Below are 15,679 nucleotides of genomic sequence, written 5' to 3'. Positions count from 1 at the left end.
TGTGCTGTAGAGAAATAATCCTCTCTTATAAATAACGCCCACGGATTTTTCCCGTGGGCGTTTTAGCTTATATACAGAGAACTGCACGTGGCATCGTTCAATAAACGCTAATTTGCGCTTCCAAATCCAACTCACTCATTTTAAAATACGTGGTGAATCGATTGGACAATGCCTCTGTTATTGTCTTACACTGTTCTTCATTCAGTGATTTGGCATAAATTAAGATCATCCCAATATTTTCGTTGTTGGGTTCCAACGGGTTCATCACGACATCTTCTTTCAAAATTAACGCATTGCTCATCGCAACAAAGTTTAACACCGTATTTTGCAACATTTTTCTTTCCCTTGGATTTAACCCCACAGTATCAATTATTTCGACCCTAACATAATTCATACTCTGCACCTCCATAAAATGCTGTAAAAATTTATTTTTTATATTTTACTACTTTTATTTTAAACCGAAAATAATAGATTTTTAAATAAATGCGCATTAACCAAACCATTTTTCCTAATAAAATGGACAACAATCATTAGTATAGTCCATATTTACGATTTTATCTAAATAGTATTTACTACTATAAATTATTTATTTAAAATGAAATTATCCCGATTAATTCAAAAAAAAGTAAGTTTTTTTAATAATTTTTACCACTAAAATAGGCATACAATAATCATAAAATGATTAAAATGGATAAAGCAAAACACGAAGGAGCATTTTTCAATGAGTACTGATTTTTTAGAAGAAAAACTAAGAGAAACTTTCTCGTATTTACAATCAATAGAAGGTGTAAAGCCGGTCGACGATATTTTAGCGGCTTTAAACGATGCTACTATTTTTCCCGAAATTACAACATTAATACATAATTCAAAATTTGAATTAATTTACTTATATGAAGAGCAACAGATACTTTTAAAGACGATGACGAACGGCATTACGATAGATTCATCTTTTATGCAGGAAGTCCATTTAATCTATCAATATAAAGAAATGATTGAATGTATCCTAACGGGTATTATTGCAACCGATAAAATTAAAAACTATTCATTAAACTTACTTTCCCTAAAATATAGCGAATTAATTCAAAGTATTTAATGGTGATTAGTCCTATAAAGAAGAACCGATGAACGGAAAATTCGCTCATCGGTTCTTTAGCTATTTTACAAAATCACCTTGAATCGGCTCTAAACCATCCGCAAAACGAATGCGTAAAGATTGGCAATTCAGAAAGTCTGGTGCGTCCATCACTTGAAAATGGATATGTGCCTCTGAGGAATTTCCTGAATTTCCACAAAGTGCTATCACATCACCTTGTTTAACAATATCTCCTTGTTGTACAAGACAAGAGTTCTTTTTTAAATGCGCCACCATACTATATTCATGATTGGTATGTTCGATAATAATTACATTTCCTGCTGGCTCCATTTCGTGCATTTCTCCAGGGATATTATCTTCTAGATGATTGACAACTTTAATTACCTTCCCATCTGCAGGTGCAGTAACTTCTTTATTAAAGGCATAATAGTTTTCATTGACGTTAGGAGAATCTTTAAAGGTCGAATCATTCTTCATGATTACCAAGTCATATGCATATCTTTGTGCTTCATATGCGTAATGGTAATTGACAAACTCATTAACCCCTCCCCAAAATACAAACCACTCCTCTTTTATAGGCATTATATATGTATTTTGACTATACTTTTTATCGCTTTCTGGAAAAACCACATAAGGCTTAATTAATAAGCTATGAATAATATTACTTGAATCCATCGTTACCTGAATCGCTTTCTCTTGTCGATCATCCAACCAAACATATTGATGATAATGAGCGATTGTTGATTTATTAAATAACTCATAGTTTTGTACATTGGCATTAAAAGATTGAGCTATTTCATTAAATTGCTCATTCGAAACCATCTCTTGAAACGTTGCATGACATTGGTTATAAATTTCATCAAATCTTTCTTGCAAAAAAAACACCCCGAAATTTTGAGGTGTTACTTCACTTGAACTAACTCGCATTCTAAACATCCCCTTTACGCTGACTATATTACCTATACGTTTGATTGGATAATAAGTTTCAATATTTACCATTTTAAAATCAGATAAAGGACTAAGGACGCATCGCAATAAAAAATCGCAGACGAAATAAAACAAGCAAAAAGATTGTTATTCTCTTGCTTGTTTTATTACAGAAAACTAATCGCAGGACAAGCTCCCATTCTTCGCTCTCTCGTTATTCAATAATCCATTCATATAAAATATCAGGTAAATTTTCTTCATTTTCATGCCCTCTACCGATTACCTTAAATCCGTGTTTTTCATAAAAATGTTGGGCCTTTTCATTTACTTCAAATGTATATAAAGTTAATTTTCCACTTGAATGGGCTTTCGCTCTATCCAACAATGTTTGCCCGATACCAAGCCCTTGATAGTTTATATGAATATACAGTTGACTTATTTCCCTATCATTATAGGCAATCATACCAACAACTGTTTCATCAATAATCGCTAACTCAATTTGAAACTGTTCTGGTAATAGATAATTTAGAAAGTACACATGATTTTCAACGCTATGCATTTCTTTCTGGCCAATAGCCTGTTCCTTGCTATCTCGCCACATCGCTACTGTTTGCTCAGCAAATGCAGGGCTGTACGGTATAATCATTAGTTTTTGTTGCGTCATTATTGTGCCTCCTATTTATAGAGATGAAGTATGCATATTCCACGGGAGATGCGCCGGAATCGCCATGTAATCTTGTGTTATCGCACTAAATCCACACAGAATCGCTTAATTTGGTTACTTGCTAGGATTTTAACATCTTACATATTTGCGTTTAAAGCCAATTCTGCCTCTCTCTACTTCCTTTTGAATACTTTCATAAGCGTGGAGGAAACTACTTTTTTTATTATTCTTTTTAAGTTCTACAGGACCTATCTGTTGTGCTGTAGCTAACGCTTTGTCGTGTAACGGGACATACGAGACCCCTACCGTATGGAGGAAATTATTCATAGCAGATTTTGTTCGTTCAGGTGAATTGCGAATCGCACTTTTCACCATTTCAAGCATATTAGCCATTTTACTTTCAGAAAATGCAACATCGGGACGATTACCTAATAGCCAGCAGTAACAACTCCAGCCAGCAGACATTTTTAGTTCTTCCCCACTAGCAATCCATTTATCGGCAACCTGTTGCGCAATGTCCGCTTCCGCTAACGTCACTGCCACCACATAATCTGACAACATATAAAAATACGCCCCATCAATCCAGCGCTCAAAATCTGACTCTGTCATAGCTTTTGGCTCCGCAATAATGCCTGCAAAATACATTGCGTCATAATTTCCTGTGGCATAAAGGGCTTCCGCTAATGGTTGATTCAATTTGATTTTCTTAGCTATCGGCTTCATCGCCCCCGTAGCCACCCCAAAAAGTGGCTCCTGTGCACCATTTGACATATATATTTTTTTCGTGCGCTCTTTCCCAAGTGCTTCAAGCTCTTGCATCACCATTTCAACATTCATTTTCACTGCACTCCCTTACGTTAGCTATTGTTACGATTGTCCATCTTCAATTTATTTTCATTATGCTATATCACTATGGCATTTGCCAGCCAGCTCTATATTGTAAAAAAAGTATAATCCTTACTTTTATTCCCTAGTGCCTATCGAAATTTCAGTAAAATAGATATTTTTTTGCTTTTTTAATAACTTTCTATTAATATCTCTATGTTACCTTTCTTCAACAAAGGGTATTTATATTAAATAAGTGCGGTTCTTTTTTAGTAATTTGGACAACATATTCAAGACAACACTCACAATTAATAAAGGTACTATGCAAAAGGTAATTATCACATCATGTTTTCAACATCAGGAGGTTACATATGCAATACGTTATTTCTATTTTAGGCATTCTCATTGTATTGTTTTTCGCTTGGCTTGCTAGTTCCAATCGAAAAGAGATTAAATTCAAACCAATTATTACAATGATAATCATTCAAATTTTGTTTTCATTACTGTTGTTAAATACACAATTTGGCTTAATTATTATTAAGGGAATTGCTACTGTCTTTAACAAATTACTGGAATATGCAGGTGAAGGAGTTACCTTTGTATTTGGCGGCTTAGCCAATGAGGGAGAAGCGCCGTTCTTTTTAACCGTATTGCTACCCATTATTTTTATTTCAGCATTAATCGGTATTCTTCAACATCTGAAAATCCTCCCCTTTATTATGAAAGGTATTGGCTGGGTATTAAGTAAAGTAAACGGCATGGGACAATTGGAATCTTATAATGCCGTTGCCTCATTAATGGTCGGTCAATCAGAAGTTTTCATCACATTAAAAAAACAACTTGGTCTGCTGTCAAAACAGCGCTTATATACACTCTGTGCGTCAGCAATGTCTACCGTATCCATGTCCATTGTTGGTGCTTATATGACGATGCTGGAACCAAAATATATTGTTACGGCTTTAGTTTTAAATTTATTTGGCGGTTTTATCATCGCTTCAATTATGAATCCATACGACATTGACCCGAAAGAAGATATTTTAGAAATCGAGCACGAAAAGCAATCGTTCTTTGAAATGCTTGGCGAATATATTTTGGATGGCTTTAAGGTGGCGATTATCGTCGGTGCCATGTTAATCGGCTTTATTGCATTGATGGCAGGATTTAATAGTGTCTTTGAGCTACTATTCGGCGTTACTTTCCAAACGATTCTAGGCTATATCTTTGCGCCAGTTGCCTTTATTATGGGCATCCCTTCCTCGGAAGCGGTTAGTGCCGGATCCATTATGGCGACGAAGCTAGTAACAAATGAGTTCGTAGCGATGTTGGATTTATCTGGAGGCGATTATCACTTTAGTGAACGGACAATGGGCATTCTTTCCGTATTCCTTGTATCCTTCGCCAACTTCTCTTCAATTGGCATTATTGTCGGTGCTGTAAAAAGTCTTAACGAAAAACAAGGAAATGTTGTCGCACGCTTTGGCTTAAAATTATTATTTGGCGCTACCCTTGTAAGTGTCCTTTCAGGTATTATCGTAAGTTTAATTTTATAAAGAAAAGGAAGTGGTAAGCTCCACTTCCTTGTGCCAGGCACTAACACAATTCTGACTATTGTAAATAACCATTGACAAAGTCAGAGATAGTTTCAATTTCATCTTCTGTTAGTTCTCTTTTTACATGCTTTTTATATGCTTGCATAATTTTTTGTGAATCTCCATCACAACTATCGGTATATGTAGCAATCGTTCTAAGCATCGCTACTTCTTGATTAAACGCTTCTTTTGTTATTGGCTGTTGATGCGAAGGAATATATGTAGCCGCATCAAATTGCTCTAATTCAGCCAACAGACGAAGCGTTTCCTTAACTGTATAATGTTCTTTTTCAGCATAAAGCTTAGGATAAATACAATCAGCAAGGAACAAAATCTTTTCTTCTTTTATATAAACCACAACCGAGTCAGCCGCATGATCCCCTCCAACATGTTGAAGGATACAAGTGACATCACCTAGGTCAATCTCCACCCGTTTATCAAACGTGATATCCGGCAAAACAATCTGAATATCTCGGTGATCTTTGAATTCTTCTTTAATAGCTCTGGCACAAAATTCAATTTCTATCCCTTCCTTCACACGTGCATCAAGTGCCTCATCTGACCAAGAAAATGGAATTAATTGCTCCATTGCCGTTTTTGTTTTTTCCGAAGCGATAGACACCATATGACGTAATGCAGAAAGTCCAAAAATATGATCCCAATGCCAATGCGTTAAAACGACCATATCCGGTTTAGGAACGCCCATTTTTAAAAGTTCTTCCTGAAAATAATGTGCATGCGCCTCCGAATTCCCTGCATCGATCATTAATGTTTTGTTATGACCAACTACCATCCCTAAAATGGGACGATCCGTTTCCGCTATAGGCGTCATATACCAAAAACAATCACCTATTTTATTTATCGAATGCATAATGGATAAGCCCCCCTTTTATAATAGTTTAATTCAAAAAAGGGCAATTTACTCTTTGAAAGAATTTTTTTATACATATAACCGCTTTAGAATCACTTTAGGAATTGTAGCTACCGTTTTAGCAGTCCCACTTACTACCGTTATTAGAAAAGGTAAAAACGTCAAAACCCTTAAATTTAAAGGTTTTGACGTTTTAAATTTCAAATAACAACAAAATGTAATACTTAATAAAGATGAATTTTTAGAATACCGCCTCAATACGCTTTGTCTCTTAAATATTTTTTACTGCTTCTTTTGACAATGAAATAACTTCATTGACCTCTTCTACTAATACTGTAGGTAATTGGTCTTCTTTTTCTGCAGGCGTTATTAAATCTTGTGTTGATAATTTAAATAATATTGACACTAACTTTATATTATTATCTACGATTAGACGTTCTTCAAATGAATAATTATCATAATCGTTTTTATATGCAACTAAAGCTTCTAACTTAGAAACCTCTTTTAAATAAACATTGTGAATAATTGATAATTCCTTTTCAAAATTTTTGGCAAGTAAAGTTACTTTCTTTAAAAATTGCACTGACTTATTGATAACAGACACTATTTTCTCAACTTCACGTTCAGCTTCTTCCGCTTTATCGAGACTAGAATTTCCTTTGGCATTTAATAATAATCCACCAACTGCAATTATAGGTCCTGCTACTGCTCCTGTTAAAATCTGTGTACCCAACGCAATGCCACCACCACCACTAGCAATTGAACCGCCTCCTAATGCTGCTAATGCCGCATTCGTTGCAGCTACACCGGATAATGAGCTAATTGCTGTCCCTGTAGATGCTGTGCCTAAAGCGAGTACACCACTATATGCAGCCATCCCAGTTACAGCTCCTGCGCCTGCAGAAGCCATTGTAGTACCAATAATTTCAATAGCTTTAATTTGAACTTGTTTAATTTCAATTAATGCATGCTTAGGCATAGTAAATTCTCCAGAAATCTTTTCTTCAAAGTCTGGACGATTATGAATTTTTTCAAATGCATTTGAAAAACGCTCAAAATCTTTCCACACTTGAACTTTTAAAGCACCTAATATATCTAATTGATTTGTCGTTTTCATTTCCGTCTCATTTAAAAGAGATTTAGAATTTTCATACTTTTCATCAGCTTCATTAACGCGCGATTTTGCATCAGCAATCTTTTTTGCACCTTTTGCTCCTGTTACTAGTCCTGCTGCACCTGCTGCAAGTGCAATTCCTCCAACGATAATTGGTAATGGCATTCAAATCTTCTCCTTCATTTTTAAGTTTTTACAACCTTCATAATTTAGCTCATAGTACTGTTCTAACGTTAATGTTTCTTTAAAGTATTTGTCATACATATCGTCAATTCGACATTTTAACGGTCTATTATCATAAATAGTGCAAAGATTCGTAGCTTCACTAAAATACTTACATATTCCATCACCACGATTTAGATCTTTGTATAGCTCCGAATCATTAAGTGCTTTACAACATAATCCACATTGATCACAATTAAATTTCATCATAGTTTAAATGTTAACGTTGAATTTTTATTTTTTATAAATTGATTTAGCCCTTCGACAGTTCCATCATATGGTAAATCTATTTTGAATTCTTTAACAATTGATGTTAAAGTAACATTCATTTCTTGTGTTGTATTTGCCATTTGTAAACTTACACTCATTTTTTGTACAGCATGCACTTTATTTTGAAACGTATCTAAATCAATTTCAGCTAACTTTGCTGCATATTTTACAAGTTCTGCATGTACTTCACGATAATAGTCAATTTTATAATCTATCGACGACTTTAATTGATTTGCCCAATCAACAAATTTTTGAACCATAGAAGAGTGATCCAAAAAGTACAATAAACTAATACTCATTAGCCCTGTCACGACAGCACCTACAAAATTAGGTAATACATCACCTATAATAGGAATTTTTAATGCTGGGATTTGTCCCATTGCTTCAGAAACAACCGTTCCTAACACTACAGAGGATGCTGTACAAATGATTACTGCAACTGCTTTTATGACATCTCCAAATGGTAATTTATTTGGATTAAATAACAAAATATTTAACGCTTCAACAATTGACGACCAACACTCACGAATTATTTTCCCAACATTTTTTGCAGACGTAGTAAAAATATTAATAAACGTTGTCATTAAAGATGATAAAATACCAGAAAGTAACCCATTTGAATAACTTTGAATTACTTCTTTGTATGCTTCTTGAACTTTTTTGAAAGCCCCTTTAAAAATGTCTACTAGCCCATTAAAGAAACACTTTAAGTCGAATTTTACTTTTAACTTTGTTACTAGTTTTGGCACTTCTTCACGAACACTCATCCACACAGCAGTTAAAATAGTTCCCAAAGCCTGTCGAAGACCCATTTGCATTCCCTTTTTATAACTAGCTTTCAATGTGTCATTAATAAACTTCTGACTTGTATAATATTTAGAAGCTATTTCTTTTTCATAAGCTGCACGAGCTACTTCATCAGCCTTTTTCATTTTTTTGATGTCTACTGCTTCTAAATTTTCAAGCTTACGTAATTCTTTACGTTCTATATCTGTTAAATGCTTAGTTGTTTTTAGTTCCGCTATACGATTTTGGCGAACTTGACGATTATTTTCTAACGTATCTGCAAATTGGTTTACAGTTTTCTTTCCCTTGGAACGATTGGCAGAACGATTAGTATGCTGTAGATTAGTATTTTGATTGGCTAATTCTACACCGTTAATCTCCGCTAATATGCGCCCAGCATCCTCATGTATTTCTTTAGCAGATATCACATGATCCAAATCAACTTTTTCATTTTGAGCAATCTTCTTTCCTGTATACGCATCTACTAAAGTACCATTATCCTTTTGCACAGAAGCTTGTCTATTTCGCTCAATGTAACGTGAATCACTGTGATAATCATGCGAAATATGCTTATCATATGTTTCATTTTTAGAATAAGTATCCTCATTCTTTTTATTTGCATATCCATCAAAGCGATTATCACCTTTTTGCATTTGGCGAACATTATGAATAGTATCCACATCTCCACCATGTCGATCTTTAATTAATAAAAAATCCATTCCAAATGAGGTAATTAAACTTTTTACAATAACTTGTTCATATTCATTAAATAGTTTTTTCAGGGTACTTTCATTAGAATCCTCTATTTCATTATTTTGTAACTCATTAAGGACCCCATAAGTTTCAATAGCCATATAATCACCTCAACTTCATTTACGATAATATTATTATCCCATTCAGTTTCATTTTTTTTACATAAAACAAGGATATTAAACTCAATTATATACCATGTATTGGACAAAATAAGTCCATTATAATTTTTTTATAAAATTTATATCAAAGCAAGCAATGATTTTTAAAGTATTAAAACAGTCTACGCTCTCGACCTCCATCATACTTGCTAACCTAAGATATTCTAGCGGTATATAATTTCTGAATGCCAAAAGATTACGGTAGCCTAGTAGGATAAAAAAATGACCAATAAAGTCTTATTTGGACTTTATTGGTCATTTTTTATTTATATACTATAATTAGCTTTCAAAAGTATCCTTATTATACGCTCGCCTCAAGTTCTTCAAGAAGCCCAAAAACAAGACAATATAATTGTGTTAACACTTCATCAAACGGCTGTTGCGCACTAAATCCATCGAGCGCATCTAATGCAAGATTCACTTCCCAAAGACCATCTTCCCCAGAAAATACTGCACTATAGGTCATCTGCTTATGTTGCAAATGTGCTGTAAAATAGGAATGCAAAAACGCACTATACTTCTTTTGCAATCGCAGTCCAAACATGGCACTGTACACACCAAACGCCCCATCAAATTCAAGCGCAAACGAATCCACACGTATTACATCCAAACGTTCAGACGTCACATACATAAATTCATTTGCATGCTCTTTTAAATAATGAACAGGCTTTGTTAGAAAAGAAGCTGTTTCTTCTGCTATTAATTCTTCCGTTTCCTTATGGCAACGTTCAATCACGTCAAATGACAAAGAAATCGTTTCTACCGCTGCATCCTCGTCTAACAATTTGTGCTTTTGGGCGTATGTCTTTTCTACATCTAGTAATTTACTTTTGGCTTGCTCATTTATTATTGATTCAATTTGATTTTTTAACACTTAGTATCCTGCTCCATTCGATTGGTTTAGGTATAAGTATAGCTTAGGAAGGGTGGGGTATGGGGAAATATGTTACGACTATTAATTAAAGTAATATCTCCACCATTTTCGCTAAGATTTAAATTTTTCTTACATAAAAGGAATTTAAACCAAGCTCTTTCATAATGCGTTGTACCGTTTTTTGATTTACTTTTTGGTTACGGTTTGCAAATTTGTCACGAATACGGCAATAACCCTAACGCCCTTCAATTTTTACTCACCTTTTTACATTCAAAGGGCAAATAAACTAAGTTCATTATTTTTTACTCAACAGGTCGCGCACGAAGGTAAATATCATTGACAATATCCGAATTTAAATAATTTAATACTCTATATAATTGTCTAGCTGATTCAGCATTACCGAAACTATGCCCTAATTTAACTGTACCAATTTCTTGGTTTCCGAATTCCAATGTTTTATATTTTTTCTCTGCATCACTCCACTCAGACTCTGGAAGTAATCGGAAGTACATAGTTCTTGCTATATTACTATTTTTAAGTCCATCTACACTTTTTAATTTTTCAATATGTTCTTTGCCTTTTACAGCGTCATTAACAATAACTTGGAAGCCTTCCTTCATATTATAGATTCCATCATTATGACTATTTTTATAAACTAAGGTTTGTTTCTTTTCTAATTGATATTTCTTAATATTATTAATGAAGTCTAGTAATTTCACATTTACAATCTCACCTAAATCTTCATCATTATTCATTTTAACTTGCGACTGTGAAACATTCGTCATATCTGAACGTTTCAAAATTTTATTATAGACAGATAAATCTGCTTCTTCTAATACACCATTCCTATCTTTATTTACAGTAAGTAATAAGATAGTTCTTAAATAATCTAAAAAGCGATCATAAGAATCCATACTATTTTCTGTATCTTCCTCAAATAAATTCAGACTTTCTAACTCTATAAATTCTTCTCGTAAAAAGTCTACAAACAGTCCTTCTTCTACTACTTTATTTAACAGCTCTAATTTAGAATCAGAGTATCTCATAGTAATATATAATGGTTGACAAGCAAGTTGCATACAGATAATTGCAATTAAAATGCACTGATCATTTTGGGATGTAATGGTTTGATTATCAATAATCATATTTACTTTATTATTTAAATAGAAGTTATTTATAAGCCGTTTCATTGCACGAGGATTACTGCCCACACTGAACTGGATTAAGTTTTGTAGCTCATTTGAAAGCTCATCATTCTCAGAAAGAACGCCTAAATTGTCAGTTAAAAACCTTTTATAGTTATATATTTCAACTGGAATTTTAAAAGGAACTTGAATCATTTTATCTAAGAAACTTTTCGTCTTGGCTATAGAAGTTTGCTTCACTTCTGCTATACCTTCTTCAATAACACGATTATCAACAGCTAAAACGAAAATACACCCTTCTATATCTAAAAATAATTTAATTACTTCTAATAGACTAACTGCTATAGATGGTTTAAGTCGATCTAAATCATCAATGAATACAACTAATCTTGCATCTTCACCATTAACGGCATATTTCTTCGCTATTTTCTTAACAATTTCCCCCAAAGATTCTCTTAGAGTTTCAATTGCCTGTGCTGGATCCATTACCTCATCATTTTTAGATTCCTCATCGCTTACTGGTTGCATTCCAGCCTGAGCAAGAACAACATTAACACCAAATTTTGCAAGACCTTTAATTGCCTTAGAAGCCTCGCTTACAAAATTATTTTCATCGCCTTTCAAATCTTCTGTCAGCTTATTTATTATGTAACTTAAAAAAGAAATGCCTAAATTTTGTTCAAGGTTAAATTGAGTATATTGCCACGTATTAAAATTTACAGTGACAACAGGAGATTCAGTATTTACTATACTTCCAGTTTCCTCTCCTAATCGTTTCACTGGTTCTAACTGACGATTAATTAAATTCATAAAAGAAGTTTTTCCTGTTCCCCAACCTCCTTGCAATGCAATTGTAATTGGTGTAGCACTTTGTCTAATAAAATCGCTTAGAGCCTCAATATAAGGCATTACTTCAAATAAGTCTAAACTATCATCAAAAATTGGTAAGTCATGAATTCCTATATTTTTTAATTTTGTCTCCATTAATCCCAACTCCATTCTTTATTTGGAAATCTTCTAGGTCTTTATTGGTTACAAACTATAACGAAATACCCTACTTAAAAAACCTAAATTTACCATTTAAATAATCATAACAAATCATACAACGGATAAGCTATATAATTATTAAATAAAAAACAAACGGTAGTTTGGACGTAACTCTGTAATAAGAGCTATTATCCTTCATAGTCAAAGGATTCATCATAAAAGAGAGCAAAGGGTACAAAAAAATACACAGAGAAAACTCTGTGTATTAAATCCCTAAAGTTATTTGTGTAACATTTTCTTGCTCCAGTAAATCAATTTCCATAATCTTCTTACCCATATCTGTAATTAAATCTACTACAAGAGCATTTCCCATACAAAAGTAGCGCATACGTTTAGGCATGCCTTCCGTCCAGTTATCATCAAATCCATTTAAACGTTCGCATTCAAGCGGGGTTAAAAAACGTTTTCTACCATTGACTTCAACTATATGTGAACTTCGATTAACAGTCCCTTCGCTTGTCAGCATCGTTCGTCCAGGTAAATCTAAATCATCCGTAGGTGACATACCACCTTCAGAGTAAATATACTTATGACCTTCAGCAGAAGTTCGTTCAATTTTTTTAGGTCCACGTAGATAGCTAAACTTTTCAATGGCCGATTCATTTAAGTAATATTCTTCATCAACTAGTTCTTCTGGAAGCAATATATCTTTTAATGGGATAGGAGTTGTTAAGATTGGTTCCGGTTGAACGGTATGAACATGACCTTCAATCATAATACCCGCTGTATGAAAACCAAATGAAAAATTATCCGAAATTTCAACAATATCTCTAGGTAATTCAACAGATGCACGACGATTTTTATACGGTTCATTTGTAACAGGAAACGTACGTGCAAAGAATCCTTCTTTAAATAAAATAGCTTCTTTAGCTAACTTCTTCTGCTGATTAGCAAAGCTGAGGTTTTTTTTATATGCAAAAATAAAAATTCTACGTCTACGTTGTGCATTTCCATATTCACTCGCATTAATAACTCGCCATTCAACAATATAATCTAAGTCTCTGAATACTGCTAACATAATGGCGAAATCTCGTCCACGCTGTTTCGATGGCGATTTAATCAAACGATCTACATTCTCTAGTAGTACATATTTCGGATGACTGTTTTCAAGTACTCGTTTAATCTCCCAAAACAGAACACCTTTTTTACCATTTATACCCTGTTCATTATTCAACGAGCGACTCACACTGTAGTCTTGACATGGAAAACCACCAACTAATAAATCTATGTGTAACGAGCTGAACTTGCTATTAGCTACTGTTGTAATATCATCATTACTTGCTTCACCTTCAGTAAAGTGACTTATATAACATTCATAAGCATCCTGGGCCTTTTTTGAAGGCTCCCATTGATTGGCCCATACTGTTTGGAAAAATTCTTTGTCTACTTTTTCTAAGCCAAGACGAAAACCACCAACACCTGCGAATAATTCCACAACATTTAGGTTTTTATTCATAAAATACGAACTCCCTTTCTACATATTCGTATTATAAATCATGTAGCCCAAAAGATCAACTTTTAAGTTTTACTAAGAGATCAATTTAATGTATTTTTACTAGCGTTAAGCTATCATTTAAATAAGTCACCCAAATTATGGAGGTAAACCTATTTTGAAGTATGATGATACAAATCCAATAAGCATTAAAGAATACGGCGAGTTATTAATCGGTCAAACATTTTTCGATGTAATAAATAATGCAGCCATCGATGAAGAATTAAAACAGGAAACGATAGAAAAGGTGAATAATCCAAGGTATAAAGGTGGAATGGGTCATTTAATTGAGAAGTACCACTTCGAATATGAAATTAATAGTGACCAAGAACCTGACTTTCCAAAAGCAGGAGTAGAACTAAAGGTTACTCCCTATGAAATAGGAAAAAAAGGAGGCTTTTCAGCAGGTGAACGTTTAGTCATCACAATGATTAGCTACACCGAACCTATAGAACAAGACTTCTTTAAATCCCATGCTTATAGCAAGTTTCGTTTATCATTGTTAATTCATTACTTAAGGAATCGCGATTTACAAAAAGTTGACTATCCTATCAATTTTGTAACACTTTTTTCTCCTCCTGAAGAAGATTTAATAATCATTCAACAAGATTATGAGAAAATCGTTACAAAAGTAAAAGAAGGTCGTGCTCATGAATTGTCTGAAGGTGAGACGATGTATTTAGGGGCATGCACAAAGGGATCTACCGCTAGTAAAAGTTTAGTTCCACAAGAATATTACGCACCTGATATTAAAGCACCAAAACGCGCTTTCTGTTTTAAACAGTCTTATATGACCTATATGTTAAACAAATATGTTCTGAATCAAGTGAATACATACGAGTCTATTTTGGATAATGTAAGTCCATCCAATCATCAAACATTTGAAATGCTAATTGTTAATACAATAAATGATCATACAGGAAAAACAAGCACTCAACTTAGTAAAGAATTTAGTGTTAAACCTGGATCCAAAAATTTCTATAGTTCATTAGCCTATCGCATGTTAGGAATAAAATCGAATCGTGCTGAAGAGTTTATTAAAGCAAATATCGAAGTAAAAGCTATCCGAATTGAAGAGAACGGAAAAATGGTCGAAAGCATTTCATTCCCTGCTTTTAAATTTAAGGAACTAGTGAACGAAGAATGGGAAGAATCAGCTTTTTATAATGATTTAAGTTCGAAACGTTATTTATTTGTTGTATACAAAAAGTTAGGGAATGACTACGTATTAAAAGGTTGCCAACTATGGAATATGTCTTATGAAGATTTAGAAGAAGCACGTGAAGGATGGGAAAGTATACAAAAAATAACGCAAGAAGGGCCTTTACTATATAAAAAGTTCAAAAAAGACGGCATCAACTTTGAAGTAAAAAACAACTTTCCAAAGAAAAGTGATAATCGTATCATTCATATTCGCCCCCATACAACAGAACGTTATTATGTATTAGAAACTGGCGAAGTCATCGGAAGTCACTCTGTTTATGGCGACACCTTACCAGATGGACGTATTATGACGAAACAGAGTTTTTGGTTAAATAACACTTATATCCTTAGTATTTTGAATGAGGAATTAAAACAGTAGATGCTGTAATACTTAAAGTGATTGAATAATGCGAGTAAGCGTAGCAAATTGTTTGCTACGCTTATTTTTTTGAGTAAACTGGAATACACCAATATAGTCTCTATTTACGTTTATAAATTAATAATCCAATAATGATACTTATTCCCAATAGCATTAAATAATCAGTTATATTCGCTTTAACAAACACCGCAAAATATGAAATTTCATCAGCAAACATTTGAATTATAATAGCTATGACTAGTGTTATTAATATATTTTCCATTCTCG

At 33.5% G+C, this 15,679-nt stretch carries 14 protein-coding genes and 1 pseudogene; 3 read left to right on the top strand and 12 right to left on the bottom strand.

Annotation, left to right across the window (positions count from 1 at the left end):
- Positions 1-97: 97 nt before the first annotated feature.
- On the bottom strand, positions 98-394 hold the full coding sequence (locus tag LS41612_RS04935; RefSeq protein ID WP_024364198.1) for a hypothetical protein: 297 nt from the start codon (positions 392-394) through the stop codon (positions 98-100).
- Between the two features lie 327 nt (positions 395-721).
- Here LS41612_RS04935 and LS41612_RS04930 point away from each other — a divergent pair, with 327 nt between their 5' ends.
- Positions 722-1,093: a hypothetical protein gene (locus LS41612_RS04930; RefSeq protein WP_024364197.1), complete on the top strand. Its 372-nt coding sequence runs from the start codon at positions 722-724 to the stop codon at positions 1,091-1,093.
- 60 nt (positions 1,094-1,153) lie between these two features.
- On the opposite strand, the gene LS41612_RS04925 is transcribed toward LS41612_RS04930, so the two are convergent.
- The 3 genes from LS41612_RS04925 to LS41612_RS04915 all read right to left on the bottom strand — a co-directional run bounded on the left by LS41612_RS04925 (position 1,154) and on the right by LS41612_RS04915 (position 3,521).
- Positions 1,154-2,020: a M23 family metallopeptidase gene (locus tag LS41612_RS04925; RefSeq protein ID WP_024364196.1), complete on the bottom strand. Its 867-nt coding sequence runs from the start codon at positions 2,018-2,020 to the stop codon at positions 1,154-1,156.
- Between the two features lie 214 nt (positions 2,021-2,234).
- Positions 2,235-2,684 carry a GNAT family N-acetyltransferase gene (locus LS41612_RS04920; protein WP_024364195.1) on the bottom strand — a complete coding sequence of 150 codons (450 nt, stop codon included), beginning with the start codon at positions 2,682-2,684 and terminating at the stop codon, positions 2,235-2,237.
- Positions 2,685-2,813: 129 nt separating this feature from the next.
- Positions 2,814-3,521, bottom strand: a complete 708-nt coding sequence (locus tag LS41612_RS04915) for a DNA alkylation repair protein (protein ID WP_024364194.1) — start codon at positions 3,519-3,521, stop codon at positions 2,814-2,816.
- Positions 3,522-3,880: 359 nt separating this feature from the next.
- On the opposite strand from LS41612_RS04915, the gene LS41612_RS04910 reads away from it, so the two are divergent.
- Positions 3,881-5,059 (top strand): NupC/NupG family nucleoside CNT transporter, encoded by a 1,179-nt coding sequence (locus LS41612_RS04910; protein WP_024364193.1) that lies wholly within the window; start codon positions 3,881-3,883, stop codon positions 5,057-5,059.
- A gap of 55 nt (positions 5,060-5,114) precedes the next feature.
- Here LS41612_RS04910 and LS41612_RS04905 read toward each other — a convergent pair whose 3' ends face one another.
- The 8 genes and pseudogenes from LS41612_RS04905 to dcm all read right to left on the bottom strand — a co-directional run bounded on the left by LS41612_RS04905 (position 5,115) and on the right by dcm (position 13,794).
- On the bottom strand, positions 5,115-5,969 hold the full coding sequence (locus LS41612_RS04905; protein WP_024364192.1) for an MBL fold metallo-hydrolase: 855 nt from the start codon (positions 5,967-5,969) through the stop codon (positions 5,115-5,117).
- 271 nt (positions 5,970-6,240) lie between these two features.
- Positions 6,241-7,248: a hypothetical protein gene (locus LS41612_RS04900; RefSeq protein WP_024364191.1), complete on the bottom strand. Its 1,008-nt coding sequence runs from the start codon at positions 7,246-7,248 to the stop codon at positions 6,241-6,243.
- The gene (locus LS41612_RS23860) at positions 7,249-7,512 is read right to left on the bottom strand and encodes a YkgJ family cysteine cluster protein (protein WP_103977769.1); all 264 of its coding nucleotides are present in this window, start codon (positions 7,510-7,512) and stop codon (positions 7,249-7,251) included. It abuts the gene before it with no gap.
- Entirely contained in the window at positions 7,512-9,215 is a 1,704-nt protein-coding gene (locus LS41612_RS04890; RefSeq protein ID WP_024364189.1) for a hypothetical protein, read from the bottom strand. The genes LS41612_RS23860 and LS41612_RS04890 overlap by 1 nt, the downstream gene beginning before the upstream one ends.
- Before the next feature lie 358 nt (positions 9,216-9,573).
- Positions 9,574-10,146 (bottom strand): hypothetical protein, encoded by a 573-nt coding sequence (locus LS41612_RS04885; RefSeq protein ID WP_024364188.1) that lies wholly within the window; start codon positions 10,144-10,146, stop codon positions 9,574-9,576.
- Positions 10,147-10,264: 118 nt separating this feature from the next.
- Positions 10,265-10,381, bottom strand: a pseudogene (locus LS41612_RS23855) (IS3 family transposase); the annotation flags it as partial.
- Positions 10,382-10,448: 67 nt separating this feature from the next.
- Entirely contained in the window at positions 10,449-12,275 is a 1,827-nt protein-coding gene (locus LS41612_RS04875; protein ID WP_024364187.1) for a KAP family P-loop NTPase fold protein, read from the bottom strand.
- A gap of 268 nt (positions 12,276-12,543) precedes the next feature.
- Entirely contained in the window at positions 12,544-13,794 is a 1,251-nt protein-coding gene (gene dcm / locus LS41612_RS04870) for a DNA (cytosine-5-)-methyltransferase (RefSeq protein ID WP_024364186.1), read from the bottom strand.
- 154 nt (positions 13,795-13,948) lie between these two features.
- Between dcm and LS41612_RS04865 the strand changes: the two genes are divergently transcribed.
- Positions 13,949-15,412 (top strand): Sau3AI family type II restriction endonuclease, encoded by a 1,464-nt coding sequence (locus LS41612_RS04865; RefSeq protein WP_024364185.1) that lies wholly within the window; start codon positions 13,949-13,951, stop codon positions 15,410-15,412.
- Positions 15,413-15,679: the final 267 nt, after the last annotated feature.

The organism is Lysinibacillus sphaericus (genome assembly GCF_002982115.1).
Taxonomy (GTDB): domain Bacteria; phylum Bacillota; class Bacilli; order Bacillales_A; family Planococcaceae; genus Lysinibacillus; species Lysinibacillus sphaericus.
The sequence above is the reverse complement of the archived record's forward strand: the minus strand, read 5'-3'. Positions and strand labels throughout refer to the sequence as shown.

What these genes read in the sequence shown, in the direction of transcription:
- LS41612_RS04905 (WP_024364192.1), bottom strand. Translation starts at nt 5,969, where the DNA reads ATGCATTCGATAAATAAAATAGGTGATTGTTTTTGGTATATGACGCCT.
- LS41612_RS04925 (WP_024364196.1), bottom strand. Translation starts at nt 2,020, where the DNA reads ATGCGAGTTAGTTCAAGTGAAGTAACACCTCAAAATTTCGGGGTGTTT.
- LS41612_RS23860 (WP_103977769.1), bottom strand. Translation starts at nt 7,512, where the DNA reads ATGAAATTTAATTGTGATCAATGTGGATTATGTTGTAAAGCACTTAAT.
- LS41612_RS04900 (WP_024364191.1), bottom strand. Translation starts at nt 7,248, where the DNA reads ATGCCATTACCAATTATCGTTGGAGGAATTGCACTTGCAGCAGGTGCA.
- LS41612_RS04910 (WP_024364193.1), top strand. Translation starts at nt 3,881, where the DNA reads ATGCAATACGTTATTTCTATTTTAGGCATTCTCATTGTATTGTTTTTC.
- LS41612_RS04935 (WP_024364198.1), bottom strand. Translation starts at nt 394, where the DNA reads ATGAATTATGTTAGGGTCGAAATAATTGATACTGTGGGGTTAAATCCA.
- LS41612_RS04930 (WP_024364197.1), top strand. Translation starts at nt 722, where the DNA reads ATGAGTACTGATTTTTTAGAAGAAAAACTAAGAGAAACTTTCTCGTAT.
- LS41612_RS04915 (WP_024364194.1), bottom strand. Translation starts at nt 3,521, where the DNA reads ATGAATGTTGAAATGGTGATGCAAGAGCTTGAAGCACTTGGGAAAGAG.
- dcm (WP_024364186.1), bottom strand. Translation starts at nt 13,794, where the DNA reads ATGAATAAAAACCTAAATGTTGTGGAATTATTCGCAGGTGTTGGTGGT.
- LS41612_RS04890 (WP_024364189.1), bottom strand. Translation starts at nt 9,215, where the DNA reads ATGGCTATTGAAACTTATGGGGTCCTTAATGAGTTACAAAATAATGAA.
- LS41612_RS04920 (WP_024364195.1), bottom strand. Translation starts at nt 2,684, where the DNA reads ATGACGCAACAAAAACTAATGATTATACCGTACAGCCCTGCATTTGCT.
- LS41612_RS04875 (WP_024364187.1), bottom strand. Translation starts at nt 12,275, where the DNA reads ATGGAGACAAAATTAAAAAATATAGGAATTCATGACTTACCAATTTTT.